Annotated in this window: 16 protein-coding genes; 8 read left to right on the top strand and 8 right to left on the bottom strand. The window is 72.4% G+C overall.

Going from position 1 to position 17,832, the window contains the following annotated elements; translation table 11 throughout:
- Window positions 1-30: 30 nt before the first annotated feature.
- Window positions 31-603, bottom strand: a complete 573-nt coding sequence (locus CLT72_RS16055; RefSeq protein ID WP_101412544.1) for a cob(I)yrinic acid a,c-diamide adenosyltransferase — start codon at window positions 601-603, stop codon at window positions 31-33.
- Between CLT72_RS16055 and murA the strand changes: the two genes are divergently transcribed.
- Both murA and CLT72_RS16045 read left to right on the top strand, forming a co-directional pair.
- Complete coding sequence (murA, locus tag CLT72_RS16050; protein ID WP_101412543.1) at window positions 602-2,044, top strand: UDP-N-acetylglucosamine 1-carboxyvinyltransferase; 1,443 nt, start codon at window positions 602-604, stop codon at window positions 2,042-2,044. The two genes, CLT72_RS16055 and murA, sit on opposite strands and share 2 nt — an antisense overlap.
- 200 nt (window positions 2,045-2,244) lie before the next feature.
- Complete coding sequence (locus tag CLT72_RS16045) at window positions 2,245-3,093, top strand: 3-hydroxyacyl-CoA dehydrogenase family protein (protein ID WP_101412542.1); 849 nt, start codon at window positions 2,245-2,247, stop codon at window positions 3,091-3,093.
- A 42-nt stretch (window positions 3,094-3,135) separates the two neighbouring features.
- On the opposite strand, the gene CLT72_RS16040 is transcribed toward CLT72_RS16045, so the two are convergent.
- Window positions 3,136-3,981, bottom strand: coding sequence for an ABC transporter permease (locus tag CLT72_RS16040; protein ID WP_101412541.1), 846 nt, complete (start codon window positions 3,979-3,981; stop codon window positions 3,136-3,138).
- Window positions 3,978-4,826, bottom strand: coding sequence for an ABC transporter ATP-binding protein (locus CLT72_RS16035; RefSeq protein WP_101412540.1), 849 nt, complete (start codon window positions 4,824-4,826; stop codon window positions 3,978-3,980). The genes CLT72_RS16040 and CLT72_RS16035 overlap by 4 nt, the downstream gene beginning before the upstream one ends.
- A gap of 150 nt (window positions 4,827-4,976) precedes the next feature.
- Between CLT72_RS16035 and CLT72_RS16030 the strand changes: the two genes are divergently transcribed.
- On the top strand, window positions 4,977-6,983 hold the full coding sequence (locus tag CLT72_RS16030) for a protein meaA (protein ID WP_101412539.1): 2,007 nt from the start codon (window positions 4,977-4,979) through the stop codon (window positions 6,981-6,983).
- A gap of 136 nt (window positions 6,984-7,119) precedes the next feature.
- Here the strand turns inward: CLT72_RS16030 and CLT72_RS16025 are convergent, their stop codons facing one another.
- Together CLT72_RS16025 and CLT72_RS16020 are read right to left on the bottom strand one after the other, a co-directional pair.
- Entirely contained in the window at window positions 7,120-7,422 is a 303-nt protein-coding gene (locus CLT72_RS16025; protein WP_088998675.1) for a DUF1540 domain-containing protein, read from the bottom strand.
- Window positions 7,423-7,482: 60 nt separating this feature from the next.
- A complete protein-coding gene (locus tag CLT72_RS16020; RefSeq protein WP_486484269.1) occupies window positions 7,483-8,409 on the bottom strand; it encodes a polysaccharide deacetylase family protein in 927 nt (308 codons plus the stop codon).
- A 1,002-nt stretch (window positions 8,410-9,411) separates the two neighbouring features.
- Here CLT72_RS16020 and CLT72_RS16015 point away from each other — a divergent pair.
- Window positions 9,412-10,008, top strand: coding sequence for a hypothetical protein (locus CLT72_RS16015; RefSeq protein ID WP_101412538.1), 597 nt, complete (start codon window positions 9,412-9,414; stop codon window positions 10,006-10,008).
- 69 nt (window positions 10,009-10,077) lie between these two features.
- Here the strand turns inward: CLT72_RS16015 and CLT72_RS16010 are convergent, their stop codons facing one another.
- A complete protein-coding gene (locus tag CLT72_RS16010; RefSeq protein WP_101412537.1) occupies window positions 10,078-10,695 on the bottom strand; it encodes a DUF4126 domain-containing protein in 618 nt (205 codons plus the stop codon).
- Between the two features lie 71 nt (window positions 10,696-10,766).
- Between CLT72_RS16010 and nucS the strand changes: the two genes are divergently transcribed.
- On the top strand, window positions 10,767-11,426 hold the full coding sequence (nucS, locus tag CLT72_RS16005; protein WP_101412536.1) for an endonuclease NucS: 660 nt from the start codon (window positions 10,767-10,769) through the stop codon (window positions 11,424-11,426).
- 84 nt (window positions 11,427-11,510) lie between these two features.
- On the opposite strand, the gene CLT72_RS16000 is transcribed toward nucS, so the two are convergent.
- Together CLT72_RS16000 and CLT72_RS15995 are read right to left on the bottom strand one after the other, a co-directional pair.
- Complete coding sequence (locus tag CLT72_RS16000; RefSeq protein ID WP_101412535.1) at window positions 11,511-12,188, bottom strand: methyltransferase domain-containing protein; 678 nt, start codon at window positions 12,186-12,188, stop codon at window positions 11,511-11,513.
- Between the two features lie 68 nt (window positions 12,189-12,256).
- Window positions 12,257-13,753, bottom strand: a complete 1,497-nt coding sequence (locus tag CLT72_RS15995; protein WP_101412534.1) for an aldehyde dehydrogenase family protein — start codon at window positions 13,751-13,753, stop codon at window positions 12,257-12,259.
- Between the two features lie 264 nt (window positions 13,754-14,017).
- Here CLT72_RS15995 and CLT72_RS15990 point away from each other — a divergent pair, with 264 nt between their 5' ends.
- From CLT72_RS15990 to CLT72_RS15980, 3 genes are all read left to right on the top strand, one after another.
- Window positions 14,018-14,533: an FHA domain-containing protein gene (locus CLT72_RS15990; RefSeq protein WP_101412533.1), complete on the top strand. Its 516-nt coding sequence runs from the start codon at window positions 14,018-14,020 to the stop codon at window positions 14,531-14,533.
- An 89-nt stretch (window positions 14,534-14,622) separates the two neighbouring features.
- Window positions 14,623-15,681, top strand: coding sequence for an alpha/beta fold hydrolase (locus tag CLT72_RS15985; RefSeq protein ID WP_101412532.1), 1,059 nt, complete (start codon window positions 14,623-14,625; stop codon window positions 15,679-15,681).
- A gap of 258 nt (window positions 15,682-15,939) precedes the next feature.
- Window positions 15,940-17,757 (top strand): 3-hydroxyacyl-CoA dehydrogenase family protein, encoded by a 1,818-nt coding sequence (locus CLT72_RS15980; RefSeq protein ID WP_101412531.1) that lies wholly within the window; start codon window positions 15,940-15,942, stop codon window positions 17,755-17,757.
- Window positions 17,758-17,832 lie beyond the last annotated feature (75 nt).

Below are 17,832 nucleotides of genomic sequence, written 5' to 3'. Positions count from 1 at the left end.
GGGTCTCCGGTGGGCACGAGGGCCGCGTGGTCAGCGGTTACCGCCCGGAACCCATAGCACATCTCCGTCCGGATTTGCCGTTCTTGACAGGATAAAGAGCAGGTCGGAGAGCCGGTTGAGATACTTTGCCGGGAGCGAGCTGGTCCGATCGGGGTCGTGCGCGACCAGGGCCCACGCCGCCCGCTCGGCGCGCCGGGCGACCGTCCGCGCCACGTGCAGCAGCGCCGCACCCGCGGTGCCGCCGGGGAGGATGAAGGAGTCGAGCTTGCTCAGGCGTGCGTTGTACTCGTCGCACCAGCCCTCCAGACGCTCGACGTACGCCTCGGTGACCCGCAGCGGCGGGTACTTCGGGTCGGGCTCGACCGGGGTGGCCAGGTCGGCGCCCACGTCGAACATGTCGTTCTGGATCGACGCCAGGACGGCCCGCAGCTCGTCGTCGAGCTGCCCCAGGGCGAGCGCCACGCCGATCGCGGCGTTGCACTCGTCGACGTCCGCGTACGCGGAGATGCGCGGATCGGTCTTCGGCACCTGCTCGTTGTTGCTCAGCCTGGTCATGCCGGCATCGCCGGCCTTGGTGTAGATGCGCGTGAGGTGGACGGCCATGACGCACAGCCTACGGATACCGGACCTGACGATCCCGGAGCGCCCGGGCGGCACCGCCGTCCGGACGGCCGGGGTGGGGCCCGGCGACGCCGGTGACCCGGCGGTCAACGATCTCGACGTCATCCGGGTACGCGGCGACGCGCGCCTGGCCGGCACGGTGCACGTCGTCGGCGCCAAGAACTCGGCACTGAAGCTGATGGCCGCCGCGCTGCTCGCCCCGGGCCGCAGCGTGATCACCAACGTGCCCCGGATCACGGACATCGCGATCATGGGCGAGGTGCTCCGCCGGCTCGGCTGCGGCGTGCACTTCGACGCCGACGACCCCGTCGACCCGATGGTCGCGTACGACGGGGTGGCCCGCTCACGGTCGGTCGTCATCGACGTGCCGGAGCAGCCCGGCGCCGAGGCGGACTACGACCTCGTACGCCGGCTGCGCGCCTCGATCTGCGTGCTGGGCCCCCTGCTGGCCCGCCGGGGGTACGTGCGGGTGGCCCACCCGGGCGGGGACGCCATCGGCTCGCGGGGCCTGGACATGCACGTCTCCGGCCTGACCCGGATGGGCGCCGAGATCTCCGGCGAGCACGGCTTCGTGATCGCGTCGGCGCCGCACGGGCTGCACGGCGCGGAGATCGTGCTCGACTTCCCCAGCGTGGGGGCGACGGAGAACCTGGTCATGGCGGCGGTGCTGGCCCGGGGGCCGAGCCTCATCGAGAACGCCGCCCGGGAGCCGGAGATCGTCGACATCTGCACCATGCTCAACCAGATGGGCGCCCGGATCTCCGGCGCCGGCACCTCCACGCTGCGCATCGAGGGGGTGCCGGGGCTGCGGCCGGTGCGGCACGCCACGGTGGGGGACCGGATCGTCGCGGGCACCTGGGCGTTCGGTGCGGCGATGACCCGGGGGGACGTCACCGTCACCGGGGTGGAGCCGGCGTTCCTGGAGGTGGCGCTCGACAAGCTGGTCTCTGCCGGGGGCCTGGTGGAGACCCGGGGCGACGCGTTCCGGATCCGGATGGACGACCGCCCGAAGGCGGTGGACGTCGTCACGCTGCCGTACCCGGGCTTCGCCACCGACCTGCTGCCGATGGCGATCGGGCTGGCCGCGGTCAGCGACGGGGCCTCCCTGATCACCGAGAACATCTTCGACGGACGGTTCATGTTCGCCAACGAGATGATGCGGCTGGGCGCGGACATCAAGACCGACGGTCACCACGCGGTGGTCCGGGGCCGGGAGGTGCTCTCCGGCGCGCCCGTACGCGCCACCGACATCCGGGCCGGCGCTGGCCTGATCATCGCCGGGCTCTGCGCCGAGGGGGTCACCGAGGTCTCCCACGTGCACCACGTGGACCGGGGCTATCCGGACTTCGCCGCCGACCTGCGCGCGCTGGGCGTCGAGGTGGAGCGCGGCACCGCCCCGGAGGAGCCGGACCTGACCATCTGAGCCGCCGCGCCCCGCCCGACACCGGCCGCGAAGCCGGGGGAGCCCGCCCGGGCCGTCGCCCGGCCGCGAAGCCCGGGCCGTCGCCGGCCGCGAAGCCCGGGGAGTGCGTCCGGCCGTCGCCCCGGGGACACGCCTTAGCACTCGTTCAGGCTCGCCGACTAGGGTGCTGACAGACACTCCAACAGGCGAGGGAGATAGAGATGGCGGGTCGACTCGCGGTCGTCGGTGCCGGGCTGATGGGTTCGGGCATCGCCCAGGTGGCGGCGCAGGCGGGCTGGCAGGTGACCCTGCGGGACCTGGACGACGCGGCCACCGGGCGCGGCATGGCCGGGATCCGGAAGTCGCTGGAGAAGTTCGCCGAGAAGGGGAAGATCGAGGCGTCCGACGTCGAGGCGACCCTGGCCCGGATCACCCCGACCACCGAGCTGGAGGCGGCTGCCGACGCGGACATCGTGGTCGAGGCGGTCTTCGAACGGCTGGAGATCAAGCACGAGGTGTTCCGCGCGCTGGACAAGATCTGCAAGGCCGACGCGGTGCTCGCGACCAACACCTCGGCCATCCCGGTGACGCAGATCGCCGCGGTGACCGGGCGCCCGGAGGCGGTCGTCGGCACCCACTTCTTCTCGCCGGTGCCGATGATGAAGCTCTGCGAGCTGGTGCGCGGCTACAAGACCAGCGACGCGACGCTGGCCACGGCGAAGACGTTCGCCGAGGAGATCGGCAAGACCGTCGTGGTGGTCAACCGGGACATCGCGGGCTTCGTCACCACCCGGCTGATCTCGGCCCTGCTCGTCGAGGCCGTCAAGCTGGTCGAGGCGGGCGTGGTCTCGGCCGAGGACCTGGACACCGCCTGCCGGCTCGGCTTCGGCCACGCCATGGGCCCGCTGGCCACCGCCGACCTCACCGGCGTGGACGTGCTCATGCACGCCACGAAGAACATCCACACCGACACCGCGGACCAGAAGTTCTTCCCGCCGGAGCTGCTCCAGCGCATGGTCACCGCCGGCGACCTGGGCCGCAAGAGCGGCAAGGGCTTCTACACGTACTGAGTCGGCGCGGCGGACGGGGGCGGTGACCCGCCCCCGTCCGGCTCAGCCGTCGCGCTTGGTCGTCCAGCGGAACGTGGTCAGGCAGAGCACCAGGCCGATCACGCACCAGGCGACGAGCACCAGGGCGACCCGGTCCAGCTCGAACGAGCCGCCCGGCTCGCGGGCGCCGAAGGCGTCCGGCAGGAAGACCGAGCGCAGGCCCTGGCACATCCACTTCAGCGGAAAGAGCGCCGCCACCTGCTGCATCCACGTCGGCAGCTCGGTGAAGACGAAGAACACCCCGGAGATGAACTGGAGCACCAGCGCGACCGGCGTGACGACCGCCGAGCCGCTGCGGGCGGTGCGGGCCAGCGACGAGATGGCGATGCCGCACAGGGTGCAGGCGGTGACGCCCAGCACCGACACCCAGCCGAAGGTCAGCCACTTCGCGGCGGTGCCGGGCAGCTCCAGGTCGAACAGCGCCACCGAGACCGCGAGCAGCAGCACCGTCTCGGCGATGCCGATCGCCACCACCATGATCACCTTGCCGGCGAACCAGACCCACTTCGGCATCGGCGTGCCCCGGTAGCGCTTGAGCACGCCCCGGTCCCGCTCGATCGGGATCCAGATGCCCAGGTTCTGGAAGCTCACGGTCATCAGGCCGGTGGCGATCATGCCGGTGATGAAGTATTGCGTGTAGCTGACCCCGGGGGCGATCTCGTCGTCGAAGATCGCCGCGAAGATCAGGATCATGATGATCGGGAAGCCCATCGTGAAGACGACGGACTCCCGGCTGCGCAGGAACTGGGTGATCTCCAGCCGGCTCTGCCGCAGGCTGAGGGCGACCGGGCCGGGCCGTCGGGTCGGCGCCGTGGTGGCCGGCGCGGCCGGCTTCGTCGTGGTGGTCATCGGTGTCCGATCATGCGCAGGTAGATGTCCTCCAGGGTCGGCCGGGTCACCGTCAGGCCCGGGACCTCGCCACCGAAGCGCGCGGCCAGCTCCGCCACCAGCGCCGTCGGCGTCGCGCTCTCCGCCGTCTGCCGCGCCCCATCCGGCGTACGCCAGGAGACCGTCGCCAGGGCCTCGCGCCGGTTGCCGAGCTGGTCGGGCGTGGCCACCTCGACCACCCGGCCGCCCGCGATCACGCCGACCCGGTCGGCGAGGGACTCCGCCTCGTCGAGGTAGTGGGTGGTGAGCACGATGGTGGTGCCGGCGGCGGCCAGGTCGCGGATCAGCTCCCAGAACTCCCGGCGCGCCTCCGGGTCGAATCCGGTGGTCGGCTCGTCGAGGAAGAGCAGCTCGGGGCGGCCGACGATGCCGAGTGCCACGTCGAGCCGGCGCTTCTGCCCGCCCGAGAGGGTGTGCGTACGGGCCTTCGCCTTGCCGGCCAGCCCTACCCGCTCGACGACCTTGTCGGGGTCGTCCGCGTCGGCGTAGAAGCCGGCGAAGTGGCGCACCACCTCGGCGACCGTCAGCTCGTCGAACTCGCCGGTGCCCTGGAGCACGATGCCCACCCGCGAGCGCCAGTCCGGCGCCGGGCGGGCCGGGTCGCTGCCGAGGACGTCGACGTCGCCGGCGTCGCGCCGCCGGTAGCCCTCCAGGATCTCGACGGTGGTGGTCTTGCCGGCGCCGTTGGGGCCGAGGAGGGCGAAGACCTCGCCGCGGTGGACGTCGAGGTCCACGCCCGCGACGGCGACGTTGTCCCCGTACGCCTTGCGCAGCCCCCGCACGGAGATCGCCAGCTCGTCATGCATGCCTCAAGTGTGCGACCTGGCCACGGCGACGGGCCGGCCGGGGTGTGGTGGTCGCGCCCATGTCGGGCGCTTCGCACCCAGGTTTCCGCTCCATGGAGCTGTGTGGTTTTCCACAGCCCTGGTGACTGAACGGTAACTTAGACTCCCGCCATGGACGAGAAGGCACTCCCCGGCCGGCTGCCCGAGCGCGACCGCCCCTGGGTGATGCGCACCTACGCCGGGCACAGCTCGGCCGCCGCGACCAACGCGCTCTTCCGCCGCAACCTGGCGAAGGGGCAGACCGGGCTGTCGGTCGCCTTCGACCTGCCGACGCAGACCGGCTACGACCCCGACCACGAGCTCGCAGCCGGAGAGGTGGGCCGGGTGGGCGTCCCGGTGGCGCACCTCGGCGACATGCGGGCCCTCTTCGACGGCATCCCGCTGGCCGACATGAACACGTCCATGACCATCAACGCGCCGGCGATGTGGCTGCTCGCCCTCTACGGCACCGTCGGCGCCGAGCAGGGCGCGGAGCTGTCCCGCTGCGCCGGCACCACGCAGAACGACATCATCAAGGAGTACCTCTCCCGGGGCACCCACATCTTCCCGCCGGCCGCGTCGCTGCGGCTGACCGCCGACGTCGTGGCGTACACGCTGCGCGAGATGCCGCGCTGGAACCCGGTGAACATCTGCTCGTACCACCTCCAGGAGGCCGGGGCGACGCCGGTGCAGGAGGTCGGCTTCGCGCTCTCCACCGCCGTCGCCGTGCTCGACGCGGTCCGCGACTCCGGGCAGGTGCCCGCCGAGCGCATGGGCGACGTCGTGCAGCGGATCTCCTTCTTCGTCAACGCCGGGGTGCGCTTCGTCGAGGAGATCGCCAAGATGCGCGCCTTCGGCACGCTCTGGGACGAGATCACCCGCGAGCGCTACGGGGTGCAGAACCCGAAGCAGCGGCGGTTCCGCTACGGCGTGCAGGTCAACTCGCTCGGCCTGACCGAGGCGCAGCCGGAGAACAACATCCAGCGCATCGTGCTGGAGATGCTCGGCGTCACCCTCTCCCGCGACGCCCGCGCCCGCGCCGTGCAACTGCCCGCCTGGAACGAGGCGCTCGGCCTGCCCCGGCCGTGGGACCAGCAGTGGTCGCTGCGGATGCAGCAGGTGCTCGCGTACGAGTCGGACCTGCTGGAGTACCCGGACCTGTTCGAGGGCTCGCACGTGATGACCGCGCTGGTCGACGAGATCGTCGCCGGCGCGCGGGTCGAGCTGGAGAAGGTGCTGGAGATGGGCGGCGTGGTGGCCGCCGTCGAGACCGGCTACCTCAAGAGCGCGCTGGTCGCCTCGCTGGCCGAGCGACGCCGTCGGATGGAGTCCGGCGCCGACGTGGTGGTCGGTGTCAACCGGTTCACCGAGACCGAGCCGTCGCCGCTGACCGCCGCCGGCGCCGAGTCCGTCGAGCAGGTCGACCCGGCCGTCGAGGCGGCGGCCACTGCCTCCGTACGCGAGTGGCGGGCCGGTCGGGACGACGCGGCCGTCGACGCGGCGCTGGCCCGGCTGCGCGCGGACGCCGCGACCACGACGAACCTGATGCCGGCGACGTTGCAGTGCGTGCGGGCCGGGGTGACCACCGGCGAGTGGGCCGGCGCGCTGCGCCAGGTCTTCGGCGAGTACCGGGCGCCCACCGGCCTGACCGGCGCCGCCGGCTCCGGCGGGGACCCCGGCCTGGCCGCCGTCCGCGCGCGGGTCGTCGCCACCGCCCGCGAGCTGGGCAGCGGCCGGCTGCGGCTGCTCGTCGGCAAGCCCGGCCTCGACGGGCACTCCAACGGCGCGGAGCAGATCGCGGTACGCGCCCGCGACGCCGGCTTCGAGGTGGTCTACCAGGGCATCCGGCTGACCGCCGGGCAGATCGTCGCCGCCGCCGTGGAGGAGGACGTGGACCTGGTCGGCCTCTCGGTGCTCTCCGGCTCGCACCTGGCGGCGGTGCCGGCGGTGCTGGACGGTCTGCGTGCCGCCGGCCGCCCGGACCTGCCGGTGGTGGTCGGCGGGATCATCCCCGCCGGCGACGCGCAGCAGCTCCGCGCCGCCGGGGTGGCCCGGGTCTTCACGCCCAAGGACTTCGCCCTGACCGGGATCATCGACGAGCTGGTCACCGTGGTCCGGGAGGCCAACGGCCTGCGCTAACGCGAGAGCCCGTGGTGGCGCTGGCCGACGTGCCGGGCGGGCACGGGCCGGCGCGGCACGCGTCGCCAGGGGCCCTCTCCGCCGGTGGTGCGGTCCCGCCCGTGGGGCGCGCCGGTCCGGCGCGCCCCGGGCGAGGTCAGCGGCTGGCGTACGTCATGCAGTCGGCCATGTCGTTGTCGGGGCCGACCTTGATCGACGGCGCGTGGCATTCCAACTGCTCGTTGTGTCGGCAGTCCGCGCGCTGGCAGGCGCCGACCTGCGCGGTCATGCCGCCGTCCACCCCGCCACGGACCGCCGGCATCTCGATGAAGGTGTGGCAGTGCGCGTGGTCCGGGCTGCCGATGGTGATGGCGAAGGCGTGGCAGTCGTTGGTGTGGTTGTACGAGCACGCCGCCACGACACATTCCTGGACGCGGGGCATCTCCACTGCTGCGGTCACGGTGACCTCCTTAGTGTCTTGCCCCGATTTTAGGCTTTTGTGGGTTTTGCCGAGCCGGGTTCAGCCCACCCCGAGCACCTCCGACAGCGGGGCCGGCTCCAGGCCGCGCTCCGCGAGCCCGGCCAGGATGTGCGGCAGCGCCTCGTCCGTCATCGGCGCGTTCGCCTCCGTCACGTGCAGCACGATCACCGAGCCGGGACGCACCCCCTCCAGCGACGCGCGCACCACCGGCCGCCAGGACGTCGCGAACGGGTCACCACTGACCACGTCGCCGTCCACCACCGTCACCCCCAGCGGCGCCAGCGCGGTCAGCGCCTTCCGGTCGTGGCACAGCCCCGGGAAGCGGAAGTACCGGGTCTGCCGCCCCCCGTACGCGGCCACCACGTCGAACGTCCGCGCCACGTCGGCGGTCATCTCGCGCTCCGCGATGCGGGGCAGGCCGTAGCAGTCCGGGGTGAAGGCCAGATGGCCGTACGTGTGGTTGGCCAGCTCGAAACGCGGGTTCCCGGCGAGCCGGCGGGTCACGTCCGGGTACTGCTCGACCCACTTGCCCGTGAGGAAGAACGTCGCCGGCACCCGCTCCCGCTCCAGCAGCTCGATGATCTTCAGGTTCGCGTACGACCGCACCGCGCCGCTGCGCAGCTGGTACCGCATCGCGTCCGTCATGTCGGCGTCGAAGGTGAGCGCCACCTTGTTCCCCGTACGCGGCCCGTGGTCGACGACGGGCGGCCTGGTCCCGACCGGGGTCGCGCCGGGAACCGTCGCCGCGGACGTGGCGGGGCCCGTGGTCTCCGGGGTGGCCGTGGCCGTGGGCGCGCCGGGGGCTGTGGCCTCCGGAGTGACCGGGGCGCGATCTGTTGCCGCGATGCGGAAGGTGCCAGCGTCGGCCGGCGCGCGCAGCGGGCTTGGGAGGACGAGGAGAGCCGCGGCGGCGACGACGGCGGTGAGGGTCGCGACGAGCGGAACGCGGGGGATCTTCACGTGCACCGGGAGATGATGTCAGCGCCTGACATTTCCTGCGTGCCCGCTGTCGAGCTTGCTGCCTGAACCGGCTGCTTGCGCGAGCCCTGTCCGGGTTGATTTGCGCGAACCTGTCCAGTTGATTGCGCGGGCCTTGTCCTGGCTGCTTGGCGCGGGCCGTGTCCGGTTGATTCTGTGAGGGACCCGGCCGGACGCGCCCCGGATGGCCCGCCCGAGCCGGGCGCACAAAGGGCCGGTCGCCCGCAACGGGAGCCACCTGCTTGCCGCCGGTGAAGCAAGCATTGGTGATCAGGACGCCATGGACCTTATCGGGCGGTTTTGACGTCCATGGCGTCCTGATCACCAGTGAGTGGAACGGTGTTCTTGGCATGCCCGTGTGGCGAGGCGGGCAATTCGGGCGGGGTGTGGCGGTCGCCCCACCTTGTTGCCTGGCTGCACGGTGTCCGGGCTTGTCACCAAGGTCCGGTCGGAGGCCGCGTCGGGCATCACCCGACGCCCGTCCCGGATGCTTTGTCCGACTTGTGGATGTGGCCGGACGCATTGTGGGGGCGGAATCGTGGCTGCGGCGGGGTTGTTACACCGTCCGTACGACCAAGCAGGGCCGCCGTCGCGGGAGGCTGAACCAAGCCGCCATCCTCTCGCCGGCCGCCTTCCCGAGAAGGTGCGGGCCAACCCCGACGGAGTGGGCCAGGCCACGTTGTCCGACGGGCCGGTGGGCCCGGGCCCGGAATGATGGCGGGCCGGCGGTGGTTACACATGGTCACGGCCAGCGTAAGGGCATCCCGCAACGCTAAGCGGGAGGGCGTCCCCGCCCCCACGAGACAGCTTCGACCTGCACTGGTCAGGCATCCGGCGGGCGCGGCCGATCTGATCTTCCTCCGGGCGAGCTGCCGGAGATCCCCTGGTTCCTGAGTTGAGCCGAGTTCGTGAGCGCCGGACGGTGCTTGCACCCGCGCGTAGCCGATCCCCCTTCGGTGTGGGTGCCGACCCCCGAATGGAGCGTTTCTGATGAACACGATCATGCGTAAGAGCGTTCTTGGTGTTGCTGGCCTGGCGGTCGCCGGTGGTCTTGCTGCCGGTCCGCTGAACCACGCCAACTCCGGTGTCGAGGTCGAGGCGGGCTCGCCGATCACGGCGGTTGCGGTGCAGGCCGACAAGCCGGACATGGGCAAGCTGGTGCCGCATGGTGTGCAGGGCGCGCAGTCGCGTATCGACCTGTCGGATGAGCAGGTGGCGAACGTGAAGGCGATCATCGCGGCGACGAAGAAGGCCGGCATGGACGAGCGTGCCGCGGTGGTGTCGATCGCGACGGCGTTGCAGGAGTCGAAGCTGGAGAACCTGGGTCATCTGGGTGACCGCAACGACCACGACTCGCAGGGCCTGTTCCAGCAGCGCCCGTCCAGCGGTTGGGGCACGGTCGAGCAGATCACCGACCCCGAGTACTCGACCACCGCGTTCCTGAAGGGTCTGAAGCAGGTCGACGGGTGGCAGGACATGCCGCTGACGAAGGCCGCGCAGACGGTGCAGGTGTCGGCGTACCCGGACCACTACGCCCAGTGGGAGCAGCAGGCTGCCGACCTGGTGGCCGAGCACTGGAACAGCTGACAGCAGTAGACGGATCGCCGCTGGCCGGCACCCCAACCGGGGCGCCGGCCAGCGGCATGTCCGGATGCGTCAGACGCGGAAGCCGGCGGCCCGCGCCGCCTGACGTTCCCGGCGGCGGTCGGAGCGGCGGCGCAGGAACCAGAAGAGGAAGACGACCAGCCCGAGCAGGAACGCCAGCACCAGCACCGGCAGGATGATCGCCACCACCGACATGACGACGCTGGTGGCGTCCTCGGCGGTGCTGGCGACCGGCGCTCCGACGCCGGCCGTGGTCGCGTTGATGACCGGTCGCGCGGCGGACTTCAGCAGGTGCACGCCGAGGGCGATCAGCACACCGGTCACCACGGGGACCCACTCGTTGGACGAGAAGAAGCTGCCCGGGTCGCTCACCGTCACCGTCTCCGACGACGAGCCCGCGCCGAACGCCAGGCCGCCCGCCGTCGGTCGGACCACGGTCTGCACGACGTCGTTGACGTGGTCGACCAGCGGGACCTTGTCGGCGACGACCTCGACGACCAGCAGCACCGCCAGGATCGCGATCACCCAGCCGTTGCCCAGCCACTGCCACCCGCCGGGCAGGTCGATCACGCTGGTGTAGCGGGCCAGCAGGCCCATGGTGAGCAGGGGGATGTACGCGTTCAGCCCCGCCGAGGCGGCGAGACCCGTACCGGTGAGAACTTCGAGCACCGTCTCAGCATCGCACCGGCACGCCAGTGCCGCTCGCTGGCGAGGGCCGGGGTCTCGGCTACCCTCGTCGGGTGCGGTTGGTCATTGCGAAGTGCTCGGTGGACTATGTCGGACGGCTCTCGGCCCACCTGCCGCCGGCCACCCGGTTGCTCATGGTGAAGGCGGACGGGTCGGTGTCGATCCACGCCGACGACCGGGCGTACAAGCCGTTGAACTGGATGAGCCCGCCCTGCCGGCTGGAGGAGGCTCCCGGCGTCTGGCGGGTCGTCAACAAGGCGGGCGAGGAGCTGCGGATCACCCTGGAGGAGATCTTCCAGGACACCTCGTACGAGCTGGGCGTCGATCCGGGCCTGCGCAAGGACGGCGTGGAGGCGCATCTGCAGGAGCTGCTGGCGGCCAACCCCGAAGCGCTCGGCGAGGGGTTCACGCTGGTCCGCCGGGAGTACATGACGGCGATCGGCCCGGTCGACCTGCTCTGTCGGGACGCCAACCAGGGCGCCGTGGCCGTGGAGGTGAAGCGGCGCGGCGAGATCGACGGCGTGGAGCAGCTCACCCGGTACCTGGAGCTGATGAACCGCGACCCGCTGCTCGCGCCGGTCGCCGGGGTCTTCGCGGCACAGGAGATCAAGCCGCAGGCCCGGGTGCTCGCGATGGACCGGGGCATCCGCTGCGTGGTCGTGAACTACGACAAGCTGCGCGGCATCGAGCGCGACGAGCTAACCCTCTTCTGACGTACGGCCGCCGAACCGCTGCTCCGGCACGCCTGGGGCAGCGCGGCCTCGGGCCCGCCCGCGGCGACTGCGGGGCCCGCCGGGTCAGGGCGGCGGGACCGGCGGCCCGTCCGCGCGGACGGCGATCAGCGACTTGGGCAGGCCGGCCACCCGCTCGACGAGGATCCGCGAGTCGGGGAAGTAGTGCCGCATCTGTGAGCGGTCGAGCAGTTCCGTCCAGAGCACCTGGTGGATGGCGGCCTCGTGGCTGCGGGTCGGCTTGTGTCCGAGCGGCCAGCGGCGGGCGAACGCCGTCCGCAGCCGTACGGGGAGGAACTGCATCCCCGGCGCGATCCAGTGCGGCTCGATGGGGAAGTAGCGGTAGGGCGTCTGCACCCAGTGCCGGTCGCCGAGCCCGCGCACGGCGTCGGCGAAGCGCAGCCGCCGCTCGTGGCCGCCGACGTGCTCCAGCACGGAGTTGGAGAAGACCAGGTCGTAGCGGCGTGAGGTGATGCGGGCCGGCAGGTCGCAGGCGTCGGCCCGGTCGACCTCCGCCCAGTCCGGGACGTCCGTGGGCGGTCGCTCCAGGTTGACCACGTGTACGCGCGCCGGCCGCATGTCGGCACGGGTCCAGGTGCCGAGCCGGCCACCCAGGTCGATGACGTGCATCTTCTCCAGGTCGGGGAAGGTCCGGGCCAGCCAGTCGGCGCGTCGACGTCGCTGCCGGGCACTCCACGACCGGTCACTGTCGACGAGGTGGAAGCGCAATCGATGGGGGCGCATTTAACGCAATGTACCGCTCCCACCACGTTGGACACACACGGGGACCTTCATGATCGGTTATCCGACAGTCACCTGCCGTACATAACCTTGATGGCCTTCACGAGCCGCGCGACGTCGGCCGGCGTCCGCTCGAAGGTCGTCGACGGCAGCAGCGACCGGGCCCGCCGCCGGGTGACGGCCTTGGCGCGGCTGAACTCCCGCAGCCCGTCCTCGCCGTGGATGCGCCCGAAGCCGGAGTCGCCGACGCCGCCGAACGGCAGCGTGGACATCCCGGCGAAGGTCAGCGCCGAGTTCACCGACGCCATGCCGGAGCGCAGCCGCCGGGCGATCGCCACCGCGCGTCGCCGACCGAAGACCGAACCCCCCAGGCCGTACGACAGGGCGTTGGCCCGGTCGACGGCCTCGTCGGCGTCGCGGACCCGGTTGATGGTCAGGGTCGGGCCGAACGTCTCCTCGCGTACGGCGGCGGAGTCCTCCGGAACGTCCACCAGCACGGTCGGCCGCACGTACGGCGGCTGCACGGCGTCCGCGCCGCCAAGCACGGCCCGACCGCCCCGCGACAGCGCGTCGTCGATGTGCCGGCGGATCACGTCGAGCTGGCTGGGCATGGTGATCGGGCCGATGTCCGCGTCGTCCGGGCCGACGGTCAGCCGGCCGGCCCGCTCGACCACCTTGCCGACGAAGGCGTCGAAGACCGGCTCGACCGCGTAGACCCGTTCGATGCCGATGCAGGTCTGCCCGGCGTTGGTCAGCGCGCCCCAGACGCACGCCTCGGCGGCGGCGTCCAGGTCGGCGTCGGCGTCGACGATCATCGCGTCCTTGCCGCCGGCCTCCAGCAGCACCGGCGTCAGCGACTCGGCGCAGGCCGCCATCACCTTGCGCGCCGTGGCCGACGAGCCGGTGAAGGCCACCTTGTCGGCCCCGGAACGGCACAGCGCCGCCCCGACGTCGCCGAGCCCGTGCACCGCCGTGAACACCGGCTGCTCGGGCACGACCTCGGCGAAGGTGTCGACGAGCCACTGGCCGACGACGGGGGTGTATTCGCTGGGCTTCAGCACCACCGCGTTCCCCGCCGCCAGCGCGTACGCGGCGGAGCCGATCGGGGTGAAGACGGGGTAGTTCCACGGGCCGATCACGCCGACGACCCCGTACGGCTGGTATTCGAGGTGGGCGGAGAACTCGGCCAGGACGAGCCGCGAGCGGACCCGGCGGGGGCCCAGCACCCGGCGGGCGTTGCGGGCCGCCCAGTCGACGTGCTCGACGGCGGTGACGACCTCGACGACGGCGTCGGCGACCGGCTTGCCGCCCTCGGCGTGCACCAGCCCGGCGATCTCCTCGATCCGCCGGGCGAGCAGGCCGCGCCAGCGCAGCAGCCGCTCCCTGCGCCCGTCGAAGCCGAGCGCGGCCCACCACTCGCCGGCCGCGCGGGCCCGCTCGACCGCCCGCCGGACGTCCTCGGCGGTGGCGACCGGCAGACGTCCGGCCTCCGCTCCGGTCGCGGGGCTCGTCGAGACCAGCCGACCGTCCTCGATGACCGGGGTGCCCGGGACATGCACAGCCGTCATGGCGGAAGTCTAGACCCGAGAATTACTCGCCGGTAGGGGCGCGGACGGCGGTCCCGTCCGCCGGACCGGCCGCACAGGGCACGGAACGGGGTGGACGGCCGTCGGCCGGACTTGTGATGATTCTTGGGCCGATGCGCGCCGAACCGCTGAACGCGAGGTGTCCGGCCGGGGGCGCGTAGGTGACCAGGCGGCGGTGGAGGGCGACTACCGGGTGCTGGCAGGCTGACGCACGGGGTGACCGTGCGGGGTGGAGGCTGACTGTCCATGGAGGAACATCCGGAACTGAGACCGTTGTTGACGGTGGCCGGCGGGGCGATGCGGGGACTGAGCTTCCGGGTGGGCCCCGAGCGGCAGGTCATCGGCCGGGCGCCGACCGTCGACGTCGTGGTGCACGACGCCCACCTGAGCCGCCGGCACGCCGAGGTCTGGCTCACGGGGGAGGGAGCGGCCCTGGCCGACCTGGGCTCCACCAACGGCACCTGGCTGAACGACCGGCGGATCACCGGCGTGGAGCGACTGGCCGACGGGGACGTGATCCGGCTCGGCCGCACCGAACTGCGCGTCTACGACCCGGGGGTGGCGCGCACCGACCCGGTGGGCTTCAGCTTCAACGTGCCGCGCCGCGACCGTCGCCCGACCCTGCCGTTGCCGCTCGCGACCCCGGCCGTCGGCCCGGCGCCGCCGCCGGCGGTCCCGGCCGTCGACCCGGTGGCGGTGGCGGTCCCGGCCGTCGACCCGGCGCCGGGGGCGGTTCCGGCCGTGTCGTCCGCCCCGTCCTGACCGAGGCCGCCGGCACACACCGTACGGTGCCCGAAGGTGGCGGGCCGGCCCATGGACGCGTCCGCCGCCGCCGTGGCAGCATCCGGCGGATGGAGACCGGAGAGCGGCTGGTGTCGGCGAACGGGATCACCCAGGCGGTACGGGTGGCGGGGCCGCCGGACGGCGCTCCCGCGCTGCTGATCCACGGCAACTGCTCGTCGGCGGCCTTCTGGGAGCCGCTGGTGCGGCGGCTGCCGGCGACCCTCCGGGTGGTCGCGCCCGACCTGCGCGGCTACGGGCTGACCGACACCGTCGGGGTGGACGCGACCCGGGGGCTCAGCGACTTCGCCGACGACGTCGCGGCGCTGCTCGACGAGCCCTCCCTCTTCCCGTCCGGCGCCAAACCGGTGGTCGTCGGCCACTCGCTCGGTGGCGGGGTGGCCATGCGGCTGCTCGTCGACCACCCCGACCGGGTGGGCGCGCTGCTGCTCGCCGCGCCGGTCTCCCCGTACGGCTACGGCGGCACCCGGGACCTGACGGGCACGCCGACCACCCCCGACTTCGCCGGCACCGGCGGCGGCACCGGCAACCGCGACTTCGTCAAGCGGCTGGCGGCCGGCGACCGGGGCGTGGACGCCCCGACCAGCCCGCGCGCCGTGCTGCGGGCGACCTACGTGGCGGACCCGGCCTCGCTCGGCGACGACGAGGAGCTGCTGCTGGACAGCCTCCTCTCAACCGCCACCGGCGACGACAACTACCCCGGTACGGCGGTGACCTCGGCGAACTGGCCCGGCACCGCTCCGGGCCGGCGCGGCGTGCTCAACGCCCTCTCGCCGGCGTACTTCCGCGTCGCCGACGAGCTGGTCGCGGTGGCCGGCAAGCCGCCGGTCACCTGGATCCACGGGGACGCCGACGTGATCGTCTCGGACACGGCGATGATGGACCTGGCCCACCTGGGCTCGCTGGGCGTGCTGCCCGGCTGGCCGGGGGAGGCGGCCTGCCCGGCGCAGCCGATGGTGGGGCAGACCCGGGCGGTGCTGGAGCGCTACGCGGCGGCCGGCGGGTCGTACCGCGAGGTGCTGCTGCCCGGCTGCGGGCACAGCCCGCACCTGGAACGGCCGGCCGAGTTCGTCGCCGAGTTGCTCAGGCTGACCGACGCGGCGAGCTGACCGGTCCGGCGGGCTGACCGACGCGGCGCGAGCTGACCGACGCGGGGCGGGCTGACCGAACCGGCGAACTGACCGAACCGGCGCGGGCTGACCGATGCGGCGTGGGCTGACCGACGGCGCCGCGCGACCGGTGCGCAGGCCCGCTGGGCTCGTGAAATTTCCCACGGCGCCTCGACAACCCAGCGTCAGGTGGCAGACTCGCGCGCATAACCTTAATGGTCGTTCATGCGGCCGTGCGGAGCATCGAGGAGGCTGGCCGTGGCGCGCGATTTCACCAGCGTGGGCGTAGTGGGTCTGGGCACCATGGGTGCCGGCATCGTCGAGGTGTTCGCGCGCAACGGGGTGGACGTCGTCGCCGTGGAGGTCTCCGAGGACGCGCTCGACCGCGGGCGGGCCATCCTCACCGGGTCGACGGACCGGGCCGTGGCCAAGGGCAAGCTCGCCGAGGCCGACCGGGACGCGCTGCTGAGCCGCGTACGGTTCGCCGTCGGGCTGGACGCGCTGCACTCCGTGGACCTGGTCATCGAGGCGGTGCCCGAGCACCTGGACCTGAAGCAGCGGATCTTCGCCGAGCTGGACCGGGTCTGCAAGCCCGAGGCGATCCTGGCCACCAACACCTCGTCGCTCAGCGTCACCGAGATCTCCGTCGCCACCAGCCGGCCCAACCAGGTCATCGGCATCCACTTCTTCAACCCCGCCCCGGTGATGAAGCTGGTCGAGGTGGTCCGGACGGTGGTCACCTCCGCCGACGTGGTCGCCGACGTGGAGGGGCTCTGCAAGCGGCTCGGCAAGGTCGACGTCACCATCAGCGACCGGGCCGGCTTCATCGCCAACGCGCTGCTCTTCGGTTACCTCAACCACGCCGTCGGCATGTTCGAGTCGCACTACGCCACCCGCGAGGACATCGACGCCGCCATGAAGCTCGGCTGCGGCCTGCCGATGGGCCCGCTGGCGCTGATGGACCTGATCGGCGTGGACACCGCGTACGAGATCCTCGACACCATGTACCGGCGCGGCGGGCGGGACCGCCGGCACGCCCCGGTGCCGCTGATCAAGCAGATGGTCACCGCCGGGCTCCTCGGTCGCAAGTCCGGCCGAGGCTTCTACACCTACGAGCGGCCGGGCTCCCCGGTCGTCGTACCCGACGAGCAGACGCCGGTGCCGGCGGACGCCGCGCTCGGCGACGGCACCCGTGCGGGGGGCGAGTCCGCCGGCCCCGCCGCCGTGACCAAGATCGGGATCGTCGGCTCCGGGACGATGGCCACCGGCATCATCGAGGTCTTCGCGAAGGCCGGCTACGAGGTCGTCTCGGTGACCCGGGGCGCCGAGAAGTCCGCCAAGGTCTTCGAGGCCGTCAAGACCTCGCTCAACAAGGGCGTGGTGCGCGGCAAGCTCAGCGAGGCCGACCGCGACGCCGCGCTGGGCCGGATCAACTGGTCGGCCACCCTGGAGCACCTCGCCGACGTCGACCTCGTCGTCGAGGCCGTGGTCGAGGAGTTGAGCGTCAAGAAGGCCCTCTTCGCCAGCCTCGACGAGATCTGCAAGCCGGGTGTCGTGCTCGCCACCACCACCTCGTCGCTGCCGGTGATCGACGTCGCGATGGCCACCCAGCGGCCCGCCGACGTGGTCGGGCTGCACTTCTTCAACCCGGCGCCGCTCATGCCGCTGGTCGAGGTCGTGGAGACCATCCGCACCTCGGCGGAGACCACCGCCACCGCCCGCGCCGTCTGCGCCGCGCTGGGCAAGACGGGCGTGGTCTGCGGCGACCGGTCCGGCTTCATCGTCAACGCGCTGCTCTTCCCGTACCTCAACGACGCGGTGAAGATGCTGGAGGCGAGCTACTCGACGGCCGACGACATCGACCACGCGATGAAGCTGGGCTGCGGCTACCCGATGGGCCCGTTCGAGCTGCTCGACGTGGTCGGCCTGGACGTGGCGCTGGCCATCCAGCGGGAGCTCTACCTGGAGCTGCGCGAGCCGGGCTTCGCCCCCGCGCCGCTGCTGGAGCACCTGGTCACGGCCGGCTACCTGGGCCGTAAGAGCGGCCGGGGCTTCCGCGACCACACCCGCCGCTGACCGGCGTCGACGCCGCACCCGGGGACGGGCCCGCCCGCCCCGGGCCGGCCCCGCCGTCGGCCCGTACGCTTGGCA

Source organism: Micromonospora sp. CNZ309, assembly GCF_002846525.1.
Note: the sequence above shows the minus strand (reverse complement) of the source record. Positions and strands in the feature narration are given on the sequence as shown.